The sequence below is a fragment of the Streptomyces sp. NBC_01241 genome (genome assembly GCF_041435435.1).
In the GTDB taxonomy this organism is placed as follows: Bacteria; Actinomycetota; Actinomycetes; order Streptomycetales; family Streptomycetaceae; genus Streptomyces.
This window is the reverse complement of sequence record NZ_CP108494.1, coordinates 663,531-685,336: the sequence shown is the minus strand read 5'-3', so window position 1 is coordinate 685,336 and position 21,806 is coordinate 663,531. Positions and strand designations below refer to the sequence as shown.

The following is a 21,806-nucleotide window of genomic DNA, read 5'->3' as shown; positions in this document are numbered from 1 at the left end:
GCAGGCATCAGTCGGTAATGACTACGAATTCATGTTTTAAGTGGATATGAACCTAAAAGTGTTTCGATGGCGCGGGGCACCCGGCGGCCCCGGGCCCGGCGCCTCGGCCCGTCCGCCTGCCGGCGGCCTCGTGTCGCCGTCGCCCGGCAGCGGGGCGAGCCTGGAGAGGATCCCCGAATTCGCTGGAGGGAAGCGATGGGAGTGCCGAATCCGCTCAGCCGGCAGCTGGCCGGTGGTGATCCGCTGGGCAGAGGGCGTGCCGCGAAGTCACCCGCGACCGCCGGTCTCCGGCCCCGCACGGCCACGTCCGACCGGGTCGTGCGGTCCGTCTGCCCGTACTGCGCGGTCGGCTGCGGTCAGCAGGTGTACGTCAAGGACGACCGGGTCGTACGGATCGAGGGTGATCCCGATTCGCCGATCAGCCGCGGACGGCTCTGCCCCAAGGGATCTGCGACGCCCCAGCTCACCACGGGCCCGTCCCGCCACCAGGTGCTGTACCGGCGCCCGTACGCGAGCGACTGGGAGCCGCTCGACCTGGAGACGGCCATGGACATGGTCGCCGACCGGGTGGTCGAGACCCGGCGCAGGACCTGGGAGTGGGAGCACGAAGGGGTCCGCACGGCCCGCACGCTCGGTATCGCGAGCCTCGGCGGGGCGACCACCTTCCTGCAGGACCTCCAGCACGCCGACTGCATTGTCATCCAGGGGTCCAACGTCGCCGAGGCCCACCCCGTCGGCGTCCCCTGGGTGATGGAGGCCAAGGCCCGGCTGTACGGACACGACCCGGACAACGGGGTCGGCGGCGACGGGGGCTCCGCCCGCGTGCTGACCGCCGCCGGTGCGGTGGGCGCGGCGCTCCTCGGCGGCCGCGGCCGCCCGGCCGCCGTCGGAGCCGGGCTCGCACTGCTCGCGGGTTCGGCCCGCACACGCTTCGGGATCTTCGCCGCGGGCACCGCCTCCGCCGAGGACCCCGTCCATACCGTCGGCCCCCAGCGCGGGGACAAACCACACAACGTCGAGCGGAAGGAGCCGCGGTGAACACCATCAAAGAGAGGAAGCCGGAGGAGAGCCTGCACGGACAGGAGGTCACGGTCGTCATCAGCGGGTGCGACACGGGCGACGCACGGATGGTCTTCGATGCGCTGCGGGCCGCTTTCACCACCGACCGGGCCTCGGTCGACGTACCGAGGAAGCTCGCGGAGAGGCGCCCCACGGCATGGGTGGCGACCGTCGACGTCACCGAGGAGAGAGTGATCTCCGGACCGCTCGCACTCGGCGCACCCGTGAAGATCGATGTGCAGGGCGGCTACTGGGCGGTCGAACGGCTGCGCCGGAGCCTGGCGCACGCCTTCGACGTACGTGTCGTCGGCACGGTCTCCGGAGACCAGGAGGAAGAGGTACGCCTGCGCCTGGAAAGCCGCCGGAGCAGCGGGAGCCGATAGACCGGCGGGCCACCGCCCGGTGACGGAGCAATGAAGCGGGAAGGCAGGGCACATCTGGTAGAAAACGAACAAAAGGCCACCTCTGAAAGGTGCGAGTGAGTGGACCCCTCTCGCGGGCGGGACGACGGTGCGCGACAGCCGGGAGCAACCGGTGACCGCTCCACCCTGACCCTGCACATCAACGGAACCGAGCAGACCCTGACGCTCGATCACCGCACCACGGTCCTGGACGCGCTGCGCGAACACCTCGACCTCACCGGCGCGAAGAAGGGCTGCGACCACGGACAGTGCGGGGCGTGCACCGTCATCGTCGACGGGCGGCGCGCCAACAGCTGCCTGCTGCTCGCCGTCGCCCACGACGGCGCCCGCATCACCACCGTCGAGGGCCTCGCCGACGGAGACCGGCTCCACCCCGTCCAGGAAGCCTTCCTGGACCGCGATGCCCTGCAGTGCGGCTACTGCACACCCGGCCAGATCTGCTCGGTCGTCGGCATGCTCGGCGAGGCAGCGGACGGCTTCCCGTCCCAAGTCACCGCGCGCACCGCGCCCGCAGCGGCCCCGGTGCCGCTCGACGCCCCCGAGATCCGCGAGCGGATGAGCGGCAACCTGTGCCGCTGCGGCGCCTACCCCCGCATCGTCGAGGCGATCGAGGACGTGGCGCCATGAAACCTTTCTCCTACCTGCGCGCCCGGTCCGTCGAGGAAGCGGTCCGCGAGATCAGCGCCCACCCCGGCGCCGGATTCCTCGGCGGCGGTACCAACCTCGTCGACCTGATGAAGCTCGGTGTGGAAACCCCCGATCTGCTCATCGACATCAGCCGGCTGCCCCTGGACCGGGTGGCCGACACCGACGACGGCGGGCTGCGTATCGGCGCGACCGTACGCAACAGCGACCTGGCCGCCCATCCCGCGGTACGCACCCGCTACCCCGTCCTGTCGCAGGCCCTGCTGTCCGGCGCCTCCGGGCAGCTCCGCAACACCGCCACGACCGGCGGCAACCTGCTGCAACGCACCCGCTGCCCGTACTTCCAGGACACGTCCAAACCGTGCAACAAACGGGAACCCGGCACCGGCTGCCCCGCCCGCGAAGGCGTCCACCGTGACCTCGCCGTACTCGGCCACTCCGAGCACTGCGTCGCCACCCACCCGTCCGACATGGCCGTCGCCCTGGCCGCCCTCGACGCCACCGTCCACCTGCACGGGGCGGACGGCGAACGGACCGTACCCGCCGCCGAATTCCACCGCCTGCCGGGCGACAGCCCCCACCTGGACGCCGAGATCAGGGCGGGCGAACTCATCACCGAGGTGGTCCTCCCACCGCGCCCCGACGGTGCCGGATCCCTCTACCGCAAAGCCCGCGACCGGGCCTCGTTCGCCTTCGCTCTCGCATCCGTCGCCGCGGTGCTGAGCGTCCGCGACGGCCGGATCGAGCATGCGGCGCTGGCCTTCGGCGGGCTCGCCCACCGGCCCTGGCGTGCACACACCGCGCAGGACGCGCTCCGGGGCGCACCGGCCACCGACGAGACCTTCGCCCGCGCCGTGGACGCCGAACTCGCCACGGCCCGGCCCCTGCGCGACAACGCGTTCAAGGTGGGCCTCGCCCGCAGCCTGGCCGTCGACGCGCTGACCGAACTCGCCGCCGACAGCTGAGCCACCGCAGATACGCCGACCAGCAGACGTGAGGACCCCGTCATGAGCCAGGCCCCTCCACCCCTGGGCACCCCCGTCCTTCGCCGCGAGGGCCGGGACAAGGTCACGGGCACCGCCCGCTACGCCGCCGAGCACACCCCGCCGGGCTGTCTGTACGGCCGGCCCGTCCCCGCCACCATCGCCCGCGGCCGCGTCAGCGCCATCCACACCGACGAGGCGCTGGCCCTGCCGGGCGTGCGCGCCGTCCTCACCCACGAGAACGCCCCGAGGCTCAAGCAGCCCGACGACCCGATCCTCGCCGTCCTCCAGGACGACCGGGTCCCGCACCGGGGCTGGCACATCGCGCTCGTGGTGGCCGACACGCTCGAGCAGGCCCGCGCCGGGGCCGAGGCGCTGCGGATCTCCTACGAGCCCGCCGGGCACGACGTCCTGTTGACCGAGGACCACCCCGGCCTGTACACCCCGAAGATCGTCAACGGCGACTACCCCGCCGTCCGCGAACGCGGCGACGCCGACCGGGCCTTCGCCACCGCACCCGTCCAGGTCGACGTCACCTACACCCTGGGCGCCCTGCACAACCACCCCATGGAGCCGCACGCCTCCACCGCGCAGTGGACGGACGACGGCAGGCTGACCGTCCACGACGCCGGCCAGGGCTCCACCACGGTCCGCGACAGCCTCGCCATCGCGTTCGGACTCCGCCCGCAGCAGGTCACCGTGGTCTCCGAACACGTCGGCGGCGGTTTCGGCTCCAAGGGCACGCCGCGCCCGCAGGCCGTCCTCGCCGCCATGGCCGCACGCCACACCGGGCACCCCGTCAAGATTGCCCTGCCCCGCCGTCAGATGGCCGCCGTGGTCGGCCACCGCGCACCCACCGTGCAGCACGTCCGGCTCGGCGCCGAACTCGACGGCACCCTCACCTCGGTCACCCACGAGGTCGTCACCCAGACCTCCACCATCAAGGAGTTCGTCGAGCAGGCAGCCGTACCGACCCGGGTCATGTACGGATCCGCCCACAGCCGTACCGCCCATCGGGTGACGGCCCTGGACGTTCCGAGCCCCTCCTGGATGCGCGCACCGGGCGAGACCCCGGGCCTGTACGCGCTGGAATCCGCCATGGACGAACTCGCCACGGCCCTCGGCATGGACCCCGTCGAACTGCGGCTGCGCAATGACCCGGTGACCGAACCCGACTCCGGCCGCCCGTTCAGCAGCCGCGGCCTCGCGGCCTGCCTGGAGAAGGGCGCCGCACGCTTCGGCTGGTACGAGCGCGATGCCCGCCCCGCGGTCCGCGAAGAGGGACCCCTGCTGCTCGGCACGGGCGTCGCCGCCGCCACGTACCCCGTGTACATCCTGGCCTCCAGCGCCTCGGCGCACGCGGCACCCGACGGCTCGTACCTCATCCGGGTCAACGCCACCGACATCGGTACGGGCGCCCGCACCGTACTCGCGCAGATCGCCGCCTCCGTGCTGGAAACCCCGGTCGAGAACGTCCGGATCGACATCGGCAACAGCGAACTGCCCGACGCCCCGCTGGCCGGTGGCTCCTCGGGCACGGCCTCCTGGGGCTGGTCCGTACACAAGGCGTCCACGGACCTCCTGCGACAACTGCGCGAGCGAACCGGCCCGCTGCCCGCCGGGGGACTGACCGCCTTCGCGGACACCGAACAGGAGACATCGGCGAAATCCCCCTACGCCCGGCACGCGTTCGGAGCGCACTTCGCCGAGGTCGCCGTCGACTCCCGTACCGGAGAAGTGCGGGTGCGGCGGATGCTCGGCGTCTTCGCCGCCGGGCGCATCCTCAACCCCCGTACCGCACGCTCCCAGTTCACCGGCGGAATGACCATGGGGATCGGCATGGCCCTGACCGAGTCCAGCACCATGGACCCCGCCTTCGGTGACTTCACCGAGAGCGATCTGGCCTCCTACCACGTGCCGGTCTGCGCCGACGTACCGGACATCGAGGTGGACTGGATCGACGAGATCGACCCGCATCTCAACCCGATGGGCAGCAAGGGCATCGGCGAGATCGGTATCGTCGGCGCCGCGGCGGCCGTCGGCAACGCGGTGCGGCACGCCACCGGCGTCCGGTTGCGCAGTCTCCCGATCACCCCGGACACATTGCTGCCGTATCTGCTGTGACCTGGGCAGATCCTCTCCGTACGGCTGGTTTGCCGTCCCTTGTGTTGCGCAACCGGCTCTGCCGAGTCACTCTGTGGAGTGACCTAGAAGCGACATCTGCTCACTCTTCGTGTTCGGGGGGGTCGTTGGTTCAATGAGGCGAAGCGAGTGGGCCTCGATGTGAGGAGCCTCGACGATGACCGTTCAACTCGACCGGCACTACTCGGTCGAACTCCAGGTTTCGGCAGAGCGTGTGTGCCAGCTGCGGCGAATAATCGCAGCGCACCTGCGCCACTGGAGTCTCGAACTCCACATCCGGCCGGTGTGCCGGGGTGTGGAGGAGCTGCTGACCAATGTCCACCGGCATGTCGGTGACAACAACAACTGTGTCGTCGAACTCCGCTGGTCGGGTCGGCATCTCACGGTCTCCGTCGCCGACAACGGTGCCGAGATGCCGCGGCTGCTCAGCACCGGCGGCGGCGGTCTCAGCCGCGTCATGGCGCTGAGCGACAGCTGGGGCACCTGCCGCACCGCCGAGGGCAAGGTCGTCTGGTTCACCCGGTACGCGAAGGAGCCGCGCACCGTCGAGCTGGTGCCGACGGCGCCGCTGCCCGGTGTGCTGGAGTCCCGCCGCCCGCCGGCCGTAGTCCCGGAGGTGGCCGTTCCCGAGACGACGGCGGCGTCCGACACCGCCCCCGCCCTCGTCTGAGGCGGGTCACCCCCTCGTACCCGCTGAGCGCTCACCCTCCTGGCGCGGACGGCGTGCACACCGCACGCACGGTCCGCGCCGGTCGGGTATCCGCCCGGCGGGGCCCGCGTTTGCGGCCCGGCGCACGGCGCGGCACGGTCGCAGTACCGAGGCAAGGAGAGCAGAGCCATGCCCATCGCGACGGTCAACCCCGCGAACGGCGAGACCCTCAGAACATTCGACGCGCTCGCGGAGGCCGAGATCGAGCAGAAGCTCGCCGCCGCTGCGACCGCGTTCCGGCAGTACCGCACCACCGGATTCGGCGAACGGGCCCACCTGCTGAACGCCGCCGCGGGCCACCTCGAAGAGGACCAGCAGGACATCGCGCGCACCATGACCACCGAAATGGGCAAACCCGTCAAGGCGGCCCGCGCGGAGGCCGCCAAATGTGTGAAAGCGATGCGCTGGTACGCGGCCCGCGCCGAGGAACTCCTCGCGGACGAGCACCCGTCGGCGGCCGACGTGCGGGACTCCGGCGCGTCCCGGGCCTATGTCCACTACCGCCCGCTGGGCGCCGTCCTCGCCGTGATGCCGTGGAACTTCCCACTCTGGCAGGTCATCCGGTTCGCCGCACCCGCACTGATGGCCGGGAACGTCGGCCTGCTCAAGCACGCGTCCAACGTCCCGCAGACGGCGATGTACCTGGAGGGCCTGTTCCGCCGGGCCGGATACCCGGCGGGATGCTTCCAGACCCTGCTGGTGGGATCCGGAGCGGTCGAGTCGATCCTGCGCGACCGCCGGGTCGCCGCCGCCACCCTCACCGGCAGCGAACCGGCCGGGCGCTCGGTCGCGTCCATCGCCGGCGACGAGGTGAAGCACACCGTCATGGAACTGGGCGGCAGCGACCCGTACCTCGTCCTGCCGTCGGCGGACGTCGCCAGGGCCGCCCGTACCGCTGTGACCGCCCGGGTGCAGAACAACGGCCAGTCCTGCATCGCCGCCAAACGGTTCATCGTGCACACGGAGGTGTACGACGAGTTCGCCGAGCGGTTCACCGTGGGCATGCGCGATCTGACCGTCGGCGACCCGCTCCAGGAAGCCACCGATGTCGGCCCCCTCTCCAGCGAACAGGGCCGCACCGACCTGGAGGAGCTGGTGGACGACGCGGTACGGCAGGGTGCGCGCGTGCTGTGCGGCGGCGGCCGGCCCGACGGCCTGGGCCCGGAGCTGGAGCGCGGCTGGTTCTACGCCCCTACCATCCTCACCGGGATCACGCCCGCCATGCGCATCCACCGCGAGGAGACCTTCGGTCCCGTCGCCACGCTCTACCGCGTCGAAGGACTCGACGAAGCCGTGGAACTCGCCAACGACAGCCCCTTCGGCCTCAGCTCCAACGTCTGGACCCGCGACGCGGAGGAGGCCCGCCGCTGCGTGCGCGATCTGGAGGCGGGCGGTGTCTTCTTCAACGGCATGACGGCGTCCCATCCCGCGCTGCCCTTCGGCGGAGTGAAGCGCTCCGGCTACGGACGGGAACTCGCCGGCCACGGCATCCGCGAGTTCTGCAACGCGACCACGGTCTGGTACGGACCCTAGGGTCTCTCGTCCGGATCACGCCGGGTTCGCGTGCCCCGGCCCCGGCCCCGGCATCGGCACCGGGCCCGGAGCGGACTGACACCGCTCCGGGCCCGGTCGGCGGGCTCAGTGGCCGAGCGCTCGTTCCAGCTCGGCCTTCGTCATGTGCGACCGCCCGTGGACGTTCTTCTTCTTCGCCTCTTCATAGAGCTGCTCCCGCGTCGGACCCCCGGCTCCGCTGTGGGAGCGCAGACCGCCGCGCCGGGAGGACGACATGTCCTCGATGGACGTGCGGCTCGCGGTCTTCGACTCACCTGCGCGGGCGCGCTCCTTGTTGACCGTACGGGCCGCGATCTCCTCGGCCCGGTCCTCACTGACCCCGCGCTCCTGAGCGCTCTCCTTGATGTGTTCGTACTGCCGTTCCCGTTTGGGGTTGGATCCGCGTGGCATGGTGCGATCACTCCTTTCCCTGGGGCCCGATCGGGGTTCTCTCCAGTGTCCCAGCGGCCTCGGGGGCCCGCACGCCTGTCGCGTACCCGATGCGGCGAACGGCGGGTTGCCCGGCCCGCTCAGTAGCGCAGGGCCGCCGCGATGCGGCCGTACTCGGTGAGCGCGTCGTCCGCGAGGAAGACTACGTCGGCGCCGCTGTCCAGGGCCGCCTCGACGAGCTCGTCGACGATGTCCTCACGGACCGAGCTGTCCGTGAGGTCCGCGGCTTCGCCGCTCACCGGTTCGAGGTGTTCGTCCGCCACCCGCACCGTCTGCTGGAAGTGCTCCTCCACCGCGACCAGTCCGGCGCGCCCCTCCCGTACCGCGGCCCACACCTCGTCGAGACCACCGGCGAAGGCACGGCGGCCACGCGCCTCGTCCAGCCTGCCGTCGATCTCCGCGGCGAACCGCTGCCGCCGCTCGTCGAGCCCGGGCCGGAGTTCCTTCAGCAGGTCGCCCGGCGTCATGTCGGCCGGAACACCCTTGGCGACCCGGCCCACGGCAGACTTGGCGCTCTCCCCGACCTCGTCCAGAAGGGCGAGCGCGGGCGCGAGGCCAACCAGGTACAGCGGGCGCGGGTCCTCGGCCAGTACCGCGCGCAGCTTCTCGTCCACCGTGCGAAGGAAGTTGCGCGTCTCCTCGTCGGTGAAGGTGCTCGGGGTGTCGCCGATCTGCTCCTCGCGCTGCGGGTTGGGCGCCTCCCGCGGAGCCGTCAGCGGGAATCCGCCGGCCCGCTCCTCATTCAGGGCGTCCTGCGTGCCGCTCCACAGGACGGCGTGCTCGGCCGAGACGGTGAGCGTCCAGAACGGCTGCGCCTGAGCCTTCGCGGCGACCAGATTGCGGGTCAGATACGTGTCGCTGAGCACCACCCGTTCGGGCGCGGTACGGGGAATCTGCCAGATCTGGTGCTCGTCGGCGGTGACGAGGACGACCAGGGCGTCCAGGGCCCGGCGCGAGTCCAGTTCGGTGACCGCACGGTCGAGCTGCTCCTTGACGGCGTTCCCGGCCTCGCGGGTGACGGCGGGGTCCGCTTCCAGCCGGCCGGCGGCCTCGGCCACCAGGTTGCGCAGCCGTACGGCGTCCTGGGCGTTGTCCGGAGCGCGGCGGTGCGTCGGCATGGTCAGGGACAGGGCCGGATAGGGCCTGGCCGCCCGCAGTTCCTTCAACAGGCCGGTAGTCAGGGCGTCCGTGTCCATCGTTCTCTCCCAGGGGCTGGTATCCGCTCCCGAGTGAAGCGGGCGAATTCAACGAGTTAATTCATACCGTTTGAACCTAATATGGGCGAGTTGTTCGTTATTGGTCCGAGGAGGTGCCCAGCGGCTCCTCGCCTCCCCTATCTCTCCCGCGCGCCATTCCGGCGAGCTTCCGAACAGACGGAGTGTCCGTGAACCCGACCAGCCCCTTGCGCCACGCCTTCGGTGGCCGCCCAGTCCGCATTCCGGCCCTCACCGTGCTGGCCGCGGTGATCGTCGCCGGTACCGCCGCCTGCGGCGGGTCCGGGACCACCTCGCCGGGCACGGCCAGAGGCACTCGTACGGTGTCCCCGGAACCGGCCCTGACCCGGTCCGCGAGCGCCACCCCGCGCACTCAGCAGGAGTTCGCGGCCTCGGCCGCCGCCGCCGAGCGCGACCGGCAGAAGGCCGTCAAGCAGCTCGAAGGCGTCCAGGGGCAGGGCAACGCGGTCAAGGACGTCTCGGTGACGGGGCTGCCGGTCGAGAAGTCCGAGAAGTTCCGCAGCGCTCTCGTCCGGGTCACCAACCGCACGGACAAGGCGGCCTTCTGCGCCGTGAAGGTGGAGTTCGCCGACTCCTCCGGCAAGGTCCTCGACTCCGTGGTGCTCGGCTTCGCGGACGTCCAACCCGGCCGGACCGTCAGTCAGCACGCCAACAGCAGCAAGGCGGCCGGAGTCAAGACTTTCCCCCGGATCGCGCAGGCCGAACGCGGCTGACGGCCGCACAGGCGGACATGCCCCGCCCCGCTCCCCGGTGACGGGGAGCAGGGCGGGGCATGCGGACCTTCGGCCGTCAGCCCCCGTACGGAGGCCGTGACCTGGTGCGCGAGCGGCCCGGCCGGCTGAAACGGCGGGGGAGGAGCCTGCTCGCCGCCGGGACCGTCTACCAGATCGACTCGACCCATTCCGGGTGATCGATGAACGGGTTCCGGTTGTGCTGGTACTTGTCGAATATGACGTCGTTGCGCCGCTTCTCGAAGCTGTCCGGCGGGTCCTCCTGGCTCCACGCCTTCAGCACCGAGAGGCGGCCGATGTACGGTGCGGAGCCGTTGGACACCTTGTCGTTGGGTTCGAGGTCGGGGAAGGCGTCGTCGCCCTCGTAGCGCACCGCCATGTACAGGATCATGCGGGCCACATCGCCCTTGACCGCGTCGCGCGGTTCGAAGGAGTCGCTGTCGGTGTAGTTGCCCGGTGCGCCGCTGACCGGGCTGCCGCCGTCGTCGAAGTCCTTGTTGCCACGGATGGAGTTGACGACGACATCCGCCGGGCGCAGGTGGTGGATGTCGGTGCCGGGGCCGGTGGCGGTGCCGAAGTTGCCGTGGGACTTGGCCCAGACGTGTTCGCGGTTCCACTGGCCGACCGAGCCGCCGTTGTCGCTCTTGGGCTCGGAGCGCCCGGTGTAGAGGAGGAGCACGTTCGAGGGGTTGGCGGGGTCCTCGTCCGTGTCCTTGAGGGCGTCCCAGACCTGGCTGTAGGAGATCTTGGTCTGGTTGCTGATGATCGTGTGCAGCGCGCCCTTGAGCGCGGTTCCGGACTTGCCGAGCGCGTCCTCGTAGTACGTGTCGTCGAGGGTCCGGAGCGGTGTCGCGGCGACCGGCGCGGCCACGGGTTCGGCTGCCCGGGGTGTGGCGGCCGGTGCGGCGGCCGCGGTGCCGGCGAGCACGGCGAACGCGGCCAGGGTCGCCAGTAAGGGGCGACGGTGGTGCAGGTGACGACGGGACATGTGGGGTGTCCTCTCCGAAAATGCGGGCACCACGAAGCCGTCGCAGGGTGGGGGCGGCGCCGCGGTGGTCGTGTGGTAAGTGGTCAGCGGGAGCCTTCCACACGCACCGTGACCCCGGTGTGAACACTGTGTACCTATCATGTGCAGGTCAAGTGAGGGCTGGTCCGTGAGCCGGGAGCGGATCGCCGAGGCATCGGATGCGGCGGGCCGGGCGCGGGGCGAGAATGACCGAAAGGACGAGGAGGCGGCATGAGTGACGAGCCCGAATCCGTATCCGCAGCCCCAGGAGTCACTCCCACGCTGCGGGGAGTGACTCCCGACAGCCTCTTGCACGCCGGCGGGAGCGATCATCCGTCGGCAGAGGACCTGGTACTCGCCTCCGGGCGGGACCTGACCCCGAAGAATCTTCAGTGGGCGGAGCGCAGGCTCGCCCAGGAGGGCCGGTCCGCGATCGACAAGGCACTGCCGTAGCCCGTGGCCAGGCGGTCCGGGTGGCGCGGGGAGTGTGTGGGCACTCCCCGCGGCTCGGCTAGCCTGGGTGCACAATGAACCGTTTGACGACGTCAGGGGCCGGGTACGACCTGGCCCGCTTCCCCGAGGACCCGCGCGACCAGTTCCGCGCCTGGGACGCTGCCGATGAGTATCTGCTGCGGCGGCTGGAGGGGAGCGACGGGCCGGAACCGGTCGGCCTGTCGGGCGCCGTGGTCGTGGTGGGCGACCGCTGGGGCGCCCTGAGTACCGTGCTGGCCGCGTACCGCCCCGTACAGATCACCGACTCCTACCTGGCGCAGCGCGCCACCCTTGCGAACCTGGAGCGCAACGGTGCGGCCGCGGACGCCGTACGCCTCCTGTCGGCCAGGGACACCCCGCCGGACCGGATCGACGTCCTGCTGGTACGCGTCCCCAAGAGCCTCGCGCTCCTGGAGGACCAGCTCCACCGGCTCGCGCCGGCTGTCCACGCGGGCACCGTCGTCATCGGCACCGGCATGGTCAAGGAGATCCACACCTCCACCCTCAAGCTCTTCGAGCGGATCATCGGCCCGACCCGGACCTCCCTCGCGGTCAAGAAGGCCCGGCTCATCTTCTGCACCCCGGACCCGGCCCTGCCCCGTACACCCAGCCCCTGGCCGTACCGCTACGACCTGCCCGAGGACGTCGGTCCGGTCTCCGGCCGGACCGTCACCAACCACGCCGGGATCTTCTGCGCCGAGCGCCTCGACATCGGCACCCGCTTCTTCCTCGGCCACCTCCCCGCGCGCAGCGGCCCCGACCGGATCGTCGACCTCGGCTGCGGGAACGGCGTCGTCGGTCTGTCCGCCGCGCTCGCCAACCCCGAAGCGACAGTCACCTTCGTCGACGAGTCGTACCAGGCGGTCGCCTCCGCCGAGGAGACCTTCCGGGCCAACACCGGCCCGGACGCCACGGCCGAGTTCCTGGTCGGCGACGGGCTGACCCGGCTGCCGCCCGCCAGCGTGGACCTGGTCCTCAACAATCCGCCGTTCCACTCCCACCAGGCCACCACCGACGCGACGGCCCGCGCCATGTTCCACACGGCACGCACCGCACTGCGGCCGGGCGGTGAGTTGTGGGTTGTCGGAAACCGGCACCTCGGTTACCACACCCAGCTGCGCCGGACCTTCGGCAACTGCGCCACGGTCGCGGGCAACCCGAAGTTCGTCGTCCTGCGCGCCGTCAAGCGCTGACGCCCGCCGGGGACGCCCCGGCCCTTCCGGATTCTTGCAACACGTTCTACTGTGTGCGCCGCCGCACACGGGCGACGCGACCGCGAGACTCCTGGAGGGGCCGTGCACCTCGAATACACGCCTGAACAGCAGCAGTTGCGCGCCGAACTGCGTACGTACTTCGCCGGACTGGTCCCCGACAACGCCTACGCGCGCCATGCCGACCCCGCCGTACAGAAAAGCTTCTACCGGGAGACGATCCGGCGCCTGGGCACCGACGGCTGGCTCGGCGTCGGCTGGCCGACGGAGTACGGCGGCCGCGGGCTGTCCCCGATGGAACAGTTCATCTTCTTCGACGAGGCTGCCCAGGCGGGCGTACCGCTGCCGTTGATGGCCCTCAACACCGTCGGTCCGACGATCATGCAGTTCGGCACCGGGGAGCAGAAGGCCTACTTCCTGCCGAAGGTCCTCGCCGGCGAGATCGACTTCGCGATCGGCTACAGCGAACCCGACGCGGGCACGGACCTCGCCGCGCTCAAGACCCGCGCCGTACGCGACGGCGACGACTACGTCGTGAACGGGCAGAAGATCTGGACCACCAACGGCGACACCGCGGACTGGGTCTGGCTCGCCGTCCGCACCGACCCGGACGCGCCCCCGCACAAGGGCATCACCATGCTGCTCGTCCCGACGAGCGACCCCGGATACTCCTGCACCCTGATCAACACCCTCGCCTCGCACGACACCACCGCCAGCTACTACGAGAACATCCGCGTCCCCGTCTCGCGCCGCGTCGGCGAGGAGAACAAGGGCTGGCGGCTCATCACCAACCAGCTCAACCACGAACGCGTCACCCTCGCCGCCCACGGCACCATGGCCGTCCGCGCCCTCCACAACGTCCAGCGCTGGGCGACGGACACCGCACTCGCCGACGGCCGCCGCGTCATCGACCTCGGCTGGGTCCGTACTCTCCTCGCCCGCACCCACACCAGGCTCGACGCCATGAAACTCCTCAACTGGCAGATGGTGTCCGCGGTCCAGAACGGAACCCTCACCCCGCAGGACGCCTCCGCCGTCAAGGTCTACGGCTCCGAGGCCCGCCGCGACGCCTACGCCTGGCTGATGGAGGTCGTCGGCTCGGCCGGACCGCTCAAGGAAGGATCGGCGGGCGCCGTACTCCACGGCGAACTCGAACGCGGATACCGGTCCGCCGTCATCTTCACCTTCGGCGGTGGCAACAATGAGATCCAGCGGGAGATCATCTCGTGGATCGGCCTGGGGATGCCGCGCGTACGACGGTGAGTGGCCGTGACCACGAGCTGCGCCGGCAGCGCGGCGGCCCAGTACTGCCGTGCCCTCGGTGCGATCCACCCGCAATGCCCCTGCGGGCTTCCGCGGCCCGGCCGGCAACCTTGGCACATCGGGCCCGATACGCACGTCGTGATATCGCGTCGCCGTCCGGCAGTCGCACATCGAGAATCACGACGTCGGGGCGGAGCGCCGGGCCGCGGGCCAGAGCGTGGTGGGCTGCGCCGGCGTCGCCGACGACTTCGATGTCGGGTTCCGCGTCGAGAAGGTCCTGCACGCCGCGCCTGACGACCTCGTGGTCGTCCAGCAGGAACACGCGGATCGGTTTCTGCGCCGGGAACCCCGTGTCGTCGCTCACGTGGTCCTCCTCGCCGTCAAGGGTTGCGCAGTCCCGCCTCGTCACGATGAGTTCGCACAAGAGGGAAACACCGGGGTCGAACGGTCCCATGTTCCGGACCGTTCAGTCATCAGGAGCCTCGGCCCCGGGACCGTACAGTTGCAGCAGCCTTTTCCGTGTCCCGTACAGTCGCTCCGCCACCGTCTCGGCGACGTACTTGTAGACCGCCCGGCCCAGCACCGCATCGGCCTCGCACAGCGAGCGGACGGCAGCGGCATCGAATTCCACGGCCTGTCCCGCCTGGATCACGTGCGCACCCAGGTGCCACACGTGCGGGGGGAACAGCCAGGACCAGCCCAGCAGATCGTCCTGTCCCAGTGTCTCGATGACCGCCGCACGGCGCCCGGGCACATGGAGGTCGACCTCGACCCGTCCGGAGCGGATGACCCAGAAGCGGTCGGCCCTTCTGCCCTCTTCGAAGAGCCGTGCGTCGAGGACCAGCGGCACTTCGCTGGCTGCCCCGTCGAGCAAGCGGGCCCGCCTCTCGGGCGGGATCACGTCGAGCAGACTCCTGGCCGTTGACATGGAACCTCCGTTCCGGGCTGACGATGTTCCCGACCGCCCGTTCTGAACGATATGCGCGCTTCTGGAGGGGCGCTCGGCCGTACTGCGCGACATGCGGAATCCACGCCGGGCCGGTATGCCGCATGCCGATGGTCAAAACCTGCGGCATCGTGCGTGTGGGCCTTGCCGCAGATCCATCGCGGCGTCACGCCGAGGAATCTCGGGGTCCACCACCAGTCGGAGCGGCGTGGCTCTTGAGCACGCGAATGCGATGCCCGGTGAGGCCGTTGCATCTGTATGGATGACGGCGACAGGGACTTTTGTAGTGGCAGTGGGACTTTTCATCGTCCGGTGGAAAGTCTTCACGAAGCTGGTGGACAGCATCAGGTGCATGGAGTGGGAGAAGGAGTGGGACGGGGTGGAAGCCGAGTTGCCCGAGCAGTTCCGAAATCGCCGGCAGATCGGCGCTCGCAACTTCGAGGAGAGACCGTGGACAGCACTCGATCAAGCGTGACCGGGTCGGGACCGGTCGTGGTCGGCACTGATGGTTCCGACCACGCGATGCGGGCCGTGCGATGGGCTGCGGGCGAGGCGGCTGCCCGCAGCCGGCCGCTGCGGATCGTGTACGCCACAGGGACGAGCCACGGAAGGCTGTACCTCTCGCCGGAGGACATCCAGCAGATCGACGGTTTCGCGGAAGATGCGCTGGAAGAGGCTGCCGCACTCGCACGCCGGCTTGCTCCCGCCGTCACTGTGACGACGGCTGTGTGCGAAGACGAGACAACAGCATGCTTGCTCAGTGAAGCCGGTCCCGATGCCACGATCGTCGTGGGCTCCCGCGGACGCGGCGGATTCGCATCCTTGCTGCTCGGTTCGGACTCGCTCCGGGTGGCCGCGCGTTCCCACGTTCCGGTTGTCGTCGTGCCCAGCAGTGATGACCGTGAACCAGCAGGTGTCGTCCTGGCCGGGGCACGCGACGAGTGCGACAAGGAGACGCTGCGCGTTGCCGCCTGTCTGGCCGCGCGCGAGGGCGTCTCGCTGCGGGTGCTCAGCGCATGGGTCTTCCTCGAGAACGTCGGCAGCCTGGCGGCGATGTCCGATGGTGTGGGCAGGCTCGCCGCGGATCAGGCGACAGCGACTGCCCGGCTCGTCGAGCTCGCACGCAAGGAGTTCCCGGACCTCACGGTGACCGAGCACGTCGTTCGTGCCGGATCCGTTTCCGAGGTGCTGGTGGCAGCGACCGCCGACGCCGACGTGATCGTCATCGGATCGCGTCGGCGTTCCCACTCCATGGGTTCTCCGCTCGGCCGCGTGACACATGCTGTCCTGCACCACGCGCACTGCCCGGTCGTCGTCGTTCCCCACCCTTGATGAAAGGCGCCCCCCGGAGGGCCGGTGTCGCGGCCGCGCTCAGCGGGTGTCCGGGACGACGGCGACAGGGCACGGTGCACAGTGCAACACCGCGTGATTCACAGGACCGGGGCGTGGCCCGTGGGGTCCGCCGGTACGGCGCGCACCGATGACCAGAAGTTCTGCGCCCTCGGTCTGCTCACACAAACCCGCCGCTGCCATGAGGGGCGTAGCGATCGAGCAGACGGATCCGAGTGGCCTGCAACCGGTGGGCGAGAACCTGCCCGACCCAATGGCCGATGGCCGAACCGAGGGCGGGATCCGCGTCCATCATCATGCGCACGGTCGCCGCGTCGAACTCATGGGTACGGACAGGCGTCATCGCCTCTGCTCCGAGGTGCCAGATGCAGGGCTCGAACAACCAGGCCCAGCTGACCAGTTCGCCGGAGCCGAGTCTCTCGATCGCCGCCGGGGAACCGCCCGGTACGCGGATGTCCAGCGTGACGGTGCCCGAGCGCAGGATCCAGAAGCGGTCTGCGTGGTCTCCTTCTTGGAAGAGACGGGTTCCCTGGGCGAAATTGACCTCCTGCCCGATCCTCATCAGGCGGGCACGATACTGGGCAGGCAGGGCTGCGGTGATGCGAGTTGCAGAAGCGTTCATCGGTGGCCTCCTCTGTAGCCTTCGGTTTCAGCATTGACGGGCAGTCGGTTCGCGAACATGGGCCAACCGGCCCCTGTCGCGGCCCCTTCCGGCCCCGCGCGGGCAAGCTCTGCGATCTCAGAGCGCTTGGCGGCTCTGTCTGCCGAGTCACTCCTTGCGTCCGATCGCGAGTTCGGATCAGACGGCTTCGTGGGTGCCCCCCAGCAGGTTTCTTTCGACGTATCGGCGGACATCTGCGGTGAGCAAGCCGAGGCGTCGTGAGAGTTCCGCTTGTGGCGCGATGGGCGCCCGCATGGTGCGGGCCCCGGGCGGCAGTGCGGCGAGGTCGGCCATGAACCTTTGCCGGGCTGTGTCCAGTTCTGCACGTTCTGAAACGCGTTGCCCCTCCCGCGGGACCGAATCCAGCAGGGGGATGCCGTCCGGCGGGGGCTGCTCGTCGACGAGGGCTATGAGATCCGTGTATCCCGGTCTTCGGTACACCTGCTTGCGCCCCGGCGCTGCACGGGCCGGCTGTCGTACCTATGGCGGCCCGATCGTGTGAGACCCCTCCCCCTCACTTCCCGAGTTCAGACGCATGGTCGGGGACATACGTCTGAAGGTCCCTCGGCGGCCGTTGGTATCCGGTGGCCGGAGGCCGCCGAGGAAGTTCGATCACCGGCGGGGCGACCGCTTCGTACGGCACCGTCGACAGCAGATGGGCGATCATGTTCAGCCGGGCCCGGCGCTTGTCGTCGCTCTCGACGACATACCACGGAGCCTCCGAGATATCGGTATGGACGAACATCTCGTCCTTCGCCCGTGAATAGGCCTCCCAGCGGGTGATCGATTCCAGGTCCATCGGTGAGAGTTTCCACCGACGGGTGGGATCCTGCAGCCTGCGGCGGAACCGCTCCTCCTGCACCGCGTCACTCACCGAGAACCAGTACTTGCGCAACAGAATGCCGTCCTCCACCAGCATCCGCTCGAAGATCGGGCACTGGCGAAGGAATCGCTGGTATTCCTCCATGGTGCAAAAACCCATGACGCGCTCGACGCCTGCGCGGTTGTACCAGCTCCGGTCGAGCAGGACCACTTCCCCTGCGGCCGGGAGGTGCTCGGCGTAGCGCTGGAAATACCACTGGCCGCGCTCGCGCTCGGTGGGCCGCGGCAGCGCGACGATGCGTGCTACCCGGGGATTCAGGTGTTCGGTGACGCGCTTGATCGTGCTGCCCTTGCCCGCCGCGTCACGTCCCTCGAACACCACGACGAGCCGTGCGCCTTCGGCCCGCACCCATTCCTGGAGCTTCACGAGCTCGGTCTGGAGCCGGTACAGCTCCCGCTCGTACAGCGAGCGCGGCAGCTTTCCGCGCTGGCCCGAGCTTTTCTCGTCCGACATGGGATGACGTTATGGAGGAGACCATGCCCGAAGTCAAGCGACAGCGCCGAACGAGCTTCGCTGCGCAGACCCGGCACGGCGTGCCCCCCGTCGGACAAAGAGGTCGGGGCCGCTGTGCGGTCGGGGCTGGATCGTGGTCGTGGAATGCCCGCTGGGCCTCGTGGCTGTCCGCTGTCGGTTACTGATCAGCTGGACTGATGCGCCGCCCTGTGAGGCGCGTGGGACGGATCGATACCCATGTGTTGCGTTCGCCTCCTGCCCAGGGCGTGGTGTGGGCGTGATCGGCGAGCCGTCGCAGTGCGTCGGGTTCTGTAACGATCCGCGCAGGGCCTACGGCAAGGACGCTCCAGCCTTGGCTCATGGCCTCGTCCACGTTGTCGACCTCGAATGCGACATCTGTTCCCCCGGCTGTCGCGGGCACTGAGTCAGGCGCGGTCCGGAAAGCGATGGTGCCGTCGATGACCTCGTAGTTCACTGGAAAGACTGCCGGGCCATCGGGTGTTGACACCGCGATGCGTCCTACGCCGTGTGTGGAGAGCCGGGCGCGGCATTCGTCGGGGTCGAGGTCCTGCAGCCGGGGGTGCAGGAGTGCCTGGCCCTGGCCGGGGGGCAGGTCGATGCCGCCTCCGCGCAGGGCTGCGACGGTGGTGCCGAGCGCGTCGGCCAGGCTGATGAGGCTGGCCGGACTCGGGTCGGCCGGATGTTGTTCGAGGTATGCCAGGTACTCCGGTGCCATTCTGGCGCGGCGGGCTGTTTCCGCGCGGCTGAGCCCCTGCCGCTCGCGTTCCATGGCCACGCGTCGGCCGATGTCGCCGGGGTTGGGCGCGCCATCGTGCCGGGTCCTGGCGGACTCGGCCTCGGCACCGGCACCGGCCTCGGCCTCGGCCTCGGCCATGTCCGGCCGGGATGGCTCACGGGATCTGTCGGGCTGGTGTTCAAGGTGGTGGATATGGGCGTCGGGCCCGGGGAACACGAGCGTCACCTGGTCGGTATCCGACCAGCGCACGTCGTAGGGAGGTGTTCCGTCCTCGTGGTGCAGTCCGACAATCTCGCCGTCGCGCCTGCCGGCACCGGTGGCCGGGCTTTCGACAACGAGCTGATCGCCGAGGTGAGCTCGCATGATCGCCACCAATTCCTCATCATGTTGCTGTACCCAACGTGCCACGCGTGGCGTGTCACCGCACGGGATGAGAAGCCGCGTTTTCGCGGGGCCGGGCGGGCTGGTACCGGGCCCACTGGTCCACCGACGAGCCTGGCCGGCTCATCTGCGCGACTCGCGGCGACGGGTCCTGAACCGCTCGGCACATGGCCATCACTGACCGTCACATTCCGTAGGGAGAAGCCGCATGCACCACCGATCGGTCGCAGAGCTCATGACCAGAGACGTCGTCCGGGCACGGCGTGACCTGCCGTTCAAAGAGATCGTCAAGCTGCTGGCGGACAACGCTGTCACAGCGGTACCCGTGGTCGATGAACTGGATCGTCCCATGGGTCTGGTGTCCGAGGCCGACCTGCTGCGCAAGTCTTCCGACCAGGCCGATCCGTCCGGCCTGACACCGATTCCGCATCTGGAGGCGTGGGAGCGTGCCAAGGCGGAGGGGGCCAGGGCGGAGGAGCTGATGTCGGCTCCCGCGGTGTGTGCGCGTCCGGAGTGGACCGTGGTCGAGGCGGCCCGCCTCATGGAGGTGCAGAACGTCAAACGGCTGCCCGTCGTGGACGAGACGGACAAGTTGCTGGGCATCGTCAGCCGTAGTGACCTGTTGCGGGTCTTCCTGCGCCGTGACGACGCCATCCACGAGGAAATCAACCGGGACGTCCTGCAGCGGACGATGGGTCTGGCCCCCTCGGAGGTGACGGTCGAAGTACGCGAGGGACAGGTCGCCCTCGGCGGATCCGTCGAGTTCAAGAGCCTGATCCCCATCATCGAACGGCTGTGCCGGAGTGTTGACGGTGTGGTCTCCGTCGCTGAGCGTGTCGCGTACCGGACCGACGACATTCGGACTTCCCGCACCGGCACGTGAGACATTCGTGCCCTCGTAACCCGCCTCACTGCGCACGGCAAGGCTGACCGAGCCCGGAGCAGGCCCGTGTGGGAGGAAGCGGCTTCTCGTGCCGGGTGCGGATTTCCCGCCCTACGAGTTCTGCCACATCGGAGTCGGCATGCGGCACCAGGAGATCTGCGGTACTCCTCGAACGAGAAGAAGTCGTTGTCGGCGCGGACGCGCACACCATCGATTGCCCCTCACCCTCGTCTGGCCGGTACAGACAAGGGCACAGGGACGACGGCAGGCAGCGCAGGCGGACTCGCCCGCCGTCATTCCAACCTGTACGCGGCTGTACGAGACTTACGACATGGAGGCAGTCGCCATGGAGCCAGTCGTCACCGTGGGCCTCGACGGCTCACCCGAGAGCCTTTCCGCTGCCCGTTGGGCCTCCGACGAAGCCGAGCGGCGCAAGCTCACGCTGCGCCTGCTGCACGCGTGGCCTCTGCTGGTGCCGGAACCGACCCACGTGCCTGCGGAGATGGACCAGAACTACTGGGCGAGGCGGATCGTGCACAAGGCGCGGGCGGAGCTCCAGGCACGCCACCCGGGCCTTCCCATTGTCGGCAACCTGGTGGCCGACGACGCCCAGCACGCGCTGCTGCGAGCGGCATCGGAGTCCGAGATGACCGTGCTCGGTTCGCGCGGACTGGTGCCCGTCGAGAGCTACTTTCTCGGAGACATCAGCATGCCCGTCGTGGCACGGGCCGACGGGCCGGTGGTCCTGGTACGCGCCGAAACGAGCGGACAAGGGCCACAACCCGCTCCAGCTGTGGAAGGCGGCGTCGTGGTAGCACTGAAACTGCACGGCCCCTGTGACGACCTGCTCGAATTCGCTTTCGCTACCGCCGCAGCGCGAGGCGTGCCCCTCAGAGCCGTCCATGGCCAGAGCCTGCCGCTGGTCGCATACGCGCCCTGGGGCGTGGATCACGATGTGACGGAAGAAATCACTCAGGACGCGCAGAAGCACCTCAACCAGATCCTCCGCCCTTGGCGTGACAAGTTCCCGCTCGTGGAGGTGAGCGACAGCGTCGCCCTCGAAAGCCCCGCCAGGGCTGTTACAGGGGCCGCTCATGGTGCCGGGCTGCTGGTTGTCGGCCGGCGCAAGCACCGCCCCGTCCTGGCACCACACCTGGGCCCCGTGGGCCAAGCCGCCATTCATCACGCGCGCTGCCCTGTCGCCGTCGTCCCTCACGACTGAGGTGAGCAATCACGGCAGCCGATCACGTCGGTACAGCAGGCCGACGTGCCGGTGCTCCTCTGCGGCGTCGGCGTGTCACCTCTCCCGCGCGCAGAGGCGTGCGAGGCCCACCCCTTGACCGTGTTCCCCGGGCCGTTCCACCTCCCCAAGCCTCATCGTACGAACATGCCCGTCAGCAGACCGGGAAGCAGGACAGGATCCTGGATGATGTGTGGTGGGTGCGGGGCGACGTCGCCCCGCACCCACGCCGTCCCGGTGGGGGATTCCTGCCGATGCCGTCCCGCTCGTCGGGCTGCGCCGACCGTGGCATTCCGTTTGCGGAGCGGTGGGCATCGAGTTTGAGTGTGAGAGCCCCCCTTCGCGCATCAGGA

At 69.7% G+C, this 21,806-nt stretch carries 22 protein-coding genes and 2 pseudogenes; 15 read left to right on the top strand and 9 right to left on the bottom strand.

The genetic code is table 11. From position 1 onward, the window contains the following. Nucleotides 1-195: 195 nt before the first annotated feature. The 7 genes and pseudogenes from OG306_RS02470 to OG306_RS02440 all read left to right on the top strand — a co-directional run. Nucleotides 196-768 (top strand): annotated as a pseudogene (locus tag OG306_RS02470) (formate dehydrogenase); the annotation flags it as partial. Nucleotides 769-1,034: 266 nt separating this feature from the next. Then, a complete protein-coding gene (locus tag OG306_RS02465) occupies nucleotides 1,035-1,442 on the top strand; it encodes a hypothetical protein (protein ID WP_266744409.1) in 408 nt (135 codons plus the stop codon). Between the two features lie 99 nt (nucleotides 1,443-1,541). Continuing rightward, nucleotides 1,542-2,108 carry a 2Fe-2S iron-sulfur cluster-binding protein gene (locus tag OG306_RS02460; RefSeq protein WP_266744408.1) on the top strand — a complete coding sequence of 189 codons (567 nt, stop codon included), beginning with the start codon at nucleotides 1,542-1,544 and terminating at the stop codon, nucleotides 2,106-2,108. Continuing rightward, nucleotides 2,105-3,091, top strand: a complete 987-nt coding sequence (locus tag OG306_RS02455) for an FAD binding domain-containing protein (RefSeq protein ID WP_266744407.1) — start codon at nucleotides 2,105-2,107, stop codon at nucleotides 3,089-3,091. The genes OG306_RS02460 and OG306_RS02455 overlap by 4 nt, the downstream gene beginning before the upstream one ends. Nucleotides 3,092-3,133: 42 nt before the next feature. Beyond that, nucleotides 3,134-5,233 (top strand): xanthine dehydrogenase family protein molybdopterin-binding subunit, encoded by a 2,100-nt coding sequence (locus tag OG306_RS02450; protein WP_266744406.1) that lies wholly within the window; start codon nucleotides 3,134-3,136, stop codon nucleotides 5,231-5,233. A 175-nt stretch (nucleotides 5,234-5,408) separates the two neighbouring features. Further along, nucleotides 5,409-5,921, top strand: a complete 513-nt coding sequence (locus OG306_RS02445) for an ATP-binding protein (protein ID WP_266744405.1) — start codon at nucleotides 5,409-5,411, stop codon at nucleotides 5,919-5,921. A 168-nt stretch (nucleotides 5,922-6,089) separates the two neighbouring features. Beyond that, entirely contained in the window at nucleotides 6,090-7,493 is a 1,404-nt protein-coding gene (locus tag OG306_RS02440; protein ID WP_266744404.1) for an NADP-dependent succinic semialdehyde dehydrogenase, read from the top strand. Between the two features lie 105 nt (nucleotides 7,494-7,598). On the opposite strand, the gene OG306_RS02435 is transcribed toward OG306_RS02440, so the two are convergent. Continuing rightward, entirely contained in the window at nucleotides 7,599-7,922 is a 324-nt protein-coding gene (locus OG306_RS02435) for a plasmid stabilization protein (protein WP_266744403.1), read from the bottom strand. A gap of 119 nt (nucleotides 7,923-8,041) precedes the next feature. Then, entirely contained in the window at nucleotides 8,042-9,157 is a 1,116-nt protein-coding gene (locus OG306_RS02430) for a chemotaxis protein (RefSeq protein WP_266744402.1), read from the bottom strand. Nucleotides 9,158-9,345: 188 nt separating this feature from the next. Between OG306_RS02430 and OG306_RS02425 the strand changes: the two genes are divergently transcribed. Next, nucleotides 9,346-9,909: a hypothetical protein gene (locus OG306_RS02425; RefSeq protein WP_266744401.1), complete on the top strand. Its 564-nt coding sequence runs from the start codon at nucleotides 9,346-9,348 to the stop codon at nucleotides 9,907-9,909. Between the two features lie 166 nt (nucleotides 9,910-10,075). Here OG306_RS02425 and OG306_RS02420 read toward each other — a convergent pair whose 3' ends face one another. Next, the gene (locus OG306_RS02420) at nucleotides 10,076-10,915 is read right to left on the bottom strand and encodes an endonuclease I family protein (RefSeq protein ID WP_371665089.1); all 840 of its coding nucleotides are present in this window, start codon (nucleotides 10,913-10,915) and stop codon (nucleotides 10,076-10,078) included. 249 nt (nucleotides 10,916-11,164) lie between these two features. Here OG306_RS02420 and OG306_RS02415 point away from each other — a divergent pair, with 249 nt between their 5' ends. The 3 genes from OG306_RS02415 to OG306_RS02405 all read left to right on the top strand — a co-directional run bounded on the left by OG306_RS02415 (nucleotide 11,165) and on the right by OG306_RS02405 (nucleotide 13,899). Beyond that, nucleotides 11,165-11,386, top strand: coding sequence for a hypothetical protein (locus OG306_RS02415; RefSeq protein WP_266744399.1), 222 nt, complete (start codon nucleotides 11,165-11,167; stop codon nucleotides 11,384-11,386). Between the two features lie 74 nt (nucleotides 11,387-11,460). Continuing rightward, on the top strand, nucleotides 11,461-12,618 hold the full coding sequence (locus OG306_RS02410; RefSeq protein ID WP_266744398.1) for a methyltransferase: 1,158 nt from the start codon (nucleotides 11,461-11,463) through the stop codon (nucleotides 12,616-12,618). Between the two features lie 102 nt (nucleotides 12,619-12,720). After that, entirely contained in the window at nucleotides 12,721-13,899 is a 1,179-nt protein-coding gene (locus OG306_RS02405) for an acyl-CoA dehydrogenase family protein (protein ID WP_266744397.1), read from the top strand. A gap of 139 nt (nucleotides 13,900-14,038) precedes the next feature. On the opposite strand, the pseudogene OG306_RS02400 reads toward OG306_RS02405, so the two are convergent. After that, nucleotides 14,039-14,263: pseudogene (locus OG306_RS02400) on the bottom strand (response regulator transcription factor); the annotation flags it as partial. A gap of 102 nt (nucleotides 14,264-14,365) precedes the next feature. Beyond that, nucleotides 14,366-14,827, bottom strand: coding sequence for a Crp/Fnr family transcriptional regulator (locus OG306_RS02395; RefSeq protein ID WP_266744396.1), 462 nt, complete (start codon nucleotides 14,825-14,827; stop codon nucleotides 14,366-14,368). Nucleotides 14,828-15,053: 226 nt separating this feature from the next. On the opposite strand from OG306_RS02395, the gene OG306_RS02390 reads away from it, so the two are divergent. Next, entirely contained in the window at nucleotides 15,054-15,320 is a 267-nt protein-coding gene (locus OG306_RS02390; RefSeq protein WP_371665088.1) for a hypothetical protein, read from the top strand. Beyond that, entirely contained in the window at nucleotides 15,296-16,177 is an 882-nt protein-coding gene (locus OG306_RS02385) for a universal stress protein (RefSeq protein ID WP_266744394.1), read from the top strand. The genes OG306_RS02390 and OG306_RS02385 overlap by 25 nt, the downstream gene beginning before the upstream one ends. A gap of 39 nt (nucleotides 16,178-16,216) precedes the next feature. Here OG306_RS02385 and OG306_RS02380 read toward each other — a convergent pair whose 3' ends face one another. From OG306_RS02380 to OG306_RS02365, 4 genes are all read right to left on the bottom strand, one after another. Continuing rightward, a complete protein-coding gene (locus OG306_RS02380; RefSeq protein ID WP_371665087.1) occupies nucleotides 16,217-16,378 on the bottom strand; it encodes a universal stress protein in 162 nt (53 codons plus the stop codon). Further along, nucleotides 16,356-16,817, bottom strand: coding sequence for a cyclic nucleotide-binding domain-containing protein (locus OG306_RS02375; RefSeq protein WP_266744393.1), 462 nt, complete (start codon nucleotides 16,815-16,817; stop codon nucleotides 16,356-16,358). The genes OG306_RS02380 and OG306_RS02375 overlap by 23 nt, the downstream gene beginning before the upstream one ends. 553 nt (nucleotides 16,818-17,370) lie before the next feature. Further along, nucleotides 17,371-18,192 carry a polyphosphate kinase 2 gene (gene ppk2 / locus OG306_RS02370; RefSeq protein ID WP_266744392.1) on the bottom strand — a complete coding sequence of 274 codons (822 nt, stop codon included), beginning with the start codon at nucleotides 18,190-18,192 and terminating at the stop codon, nucleotides 17,371-17,373. Nucleotides 18,193-18,370: 178 nt separating this feature from the next. Further along, the gene (locus OG306_RS02365; protein WP_371665086.1) at nucleotides 18,371-19,312 is read right to left on the bottom strand and encodes a pyridoxamine 5'-phosphate oxidase family protein; all 942 of its coding nucleotides are present in this window, start codon (nucleotides 19,310-19,312) and stop codon (nucleotides 18,371-18,373) included. 226 nt (nucleotides 19,313-19,538) lie between these two features. Here OG306_RS02365 and OG306_RS02360 point away from each other — a divergent pair, with 226 nt between their 5' ends. Both OG306_RS02360 and OG306_RS02355 read left to right on the top strand, forming a co-directional pair. After that, complete coding sequence (locus OG306_RS02360) at nucleotides 19,539-20,213, top strand: CBS domain-containing protein (protein ID WP_266744390.1); 675 nt, start codon at nucleotides 19,539-19,541, stop codon at nucleotides 20,211-20,213. Between the two features lie 346 nt (nucleotides 20,214-20,559). Next, a complete protein-coding gene (locus OG306_RS02355) occupies nucleotides 20,560-21,435 on the top strand; it encodes a universal stress protein (protein WP_266752049.1) in 876 nt (291 codons plus the stop codon). Nucleotides 21,436-21,806 lie beyond the last annotated feature (371 nt).

Excerpts from the sequence above, each read along its gene's own strand:
- OG306_RS02455 (WP_266744407.1), top strand. The coding sequence starts at position 2,105 with ATGAAACCTTTCTCCTACCTGCGCGCCCGGTCCGTCGAGGAAGCGGTC.
- OG306_RS02450 (WP_266744406.1), top strand. The coding sequence starts at position 3,134 with ATGAGCCAGGCCCCTCCACCCCTGGGCACCCCCGTCCTTCGCCGCGAG.
- OG306_RS02445 (WP_266744405.1), top strand. The coding sequence starts at position 5,409 with ATGACCGTTCAACTCGACCGGCACTACTCGGTCGAACTCCAGGTTTCG.
- OG306_RS02440 (WP_266744404.1), top strand. The coding sequence starts at position 6,090 with ATGCCCATCGCGACGGTCAACCCCGCGAACGGCGAGACCCTCAGAACA.
- OG306_RS02435 (WP_266744403.1), bottom strand. The coding sequence starts at position 7,922 with ATGCCACGCGGATCCAACCCCAAACGGGAACGGCAGTACGAACACATC.
- OG306_RS02430 (WP_266744402.1), bottom strand. The coding sequence starts at position 9,157 with ATGGACACGGACGCCCTGACTACCGGCCTGTTGAAGGAACTGCGGGCG.
- OG306_RS02420 (WP_371665089.1), bottom strand. The coding sequence starts at position 10,915 with ATGTCCCGTCGTCACCTGCACCACCGTCGCCCCTTACTGGCGACCCTG.
- OG306_RS02415 (WP_266744399.1), top strand. The coding sequence starts at position 11,165 with ATGAGTGACGAGCCCGAATCCGTATCCGCAGCCCCAGGAGTCACTCCC.
- OG306_RS02410 (WP_266744398.1), top strand. The coding sequence starts at position 11,461 with ATGAACCGTTTGACGACGTCAGGGGCCGGGTACGACCTGGCCCGCTTC.
- OG306_RS02395 (WP_266744396.1), bottom strand. The coding sequence starts at position 14,827 with ATGTCAACGGCCAGGAGTCTGCTCGACGTGATCCCGCCCGAGAGGCGG.
- OG306_RS02380 (WP_371665087.1), bottom strand. The coding sequence starts at position 16,378 with ATGGCAGCGGCGGGTTTGTGTGAGCAGACCGAGGGCGCAGAACTTCTG.
- OG306_RS02375 (WP_266744393.1), bottom strand. The coding sequence starts at position 16,817 with ATGAACGCTTCTGCAACTCGCATCACCGCAGCCCTGCCTGCCCAGTAT.
- ppk2 (WP_266744392.1), bottom strand. The coding sequence starts at position 18,192 with ATGTCGGACGAGAAAAGCTCGGGCCAGCGCGGAAAGCTGCCGCGCTCG.
- OG306_RS02365 (WP_371665086.1), bottom strand. The coding sequence starts at position 19,312 with ATGCGAGCTCACCTCGGCGATCAGCTCGTTGTCGAAAGCCCGGCCACC.
- OG306_RS02360 (WP_266744390.1), top strand. The coding sequence starts at position 19,539 with ATGCACCACCGATCGGTCGCAGAGCTCATGACCAGAGACGTCGTCCGG.
- OG306_RS02355 (WP_266752049.1), top strand. The coding sequence starts at position 20,560 with ATGGAGCCAGTCGTCACCGTGGGCCTCGACGGCTCACCCGAGAGCCTT.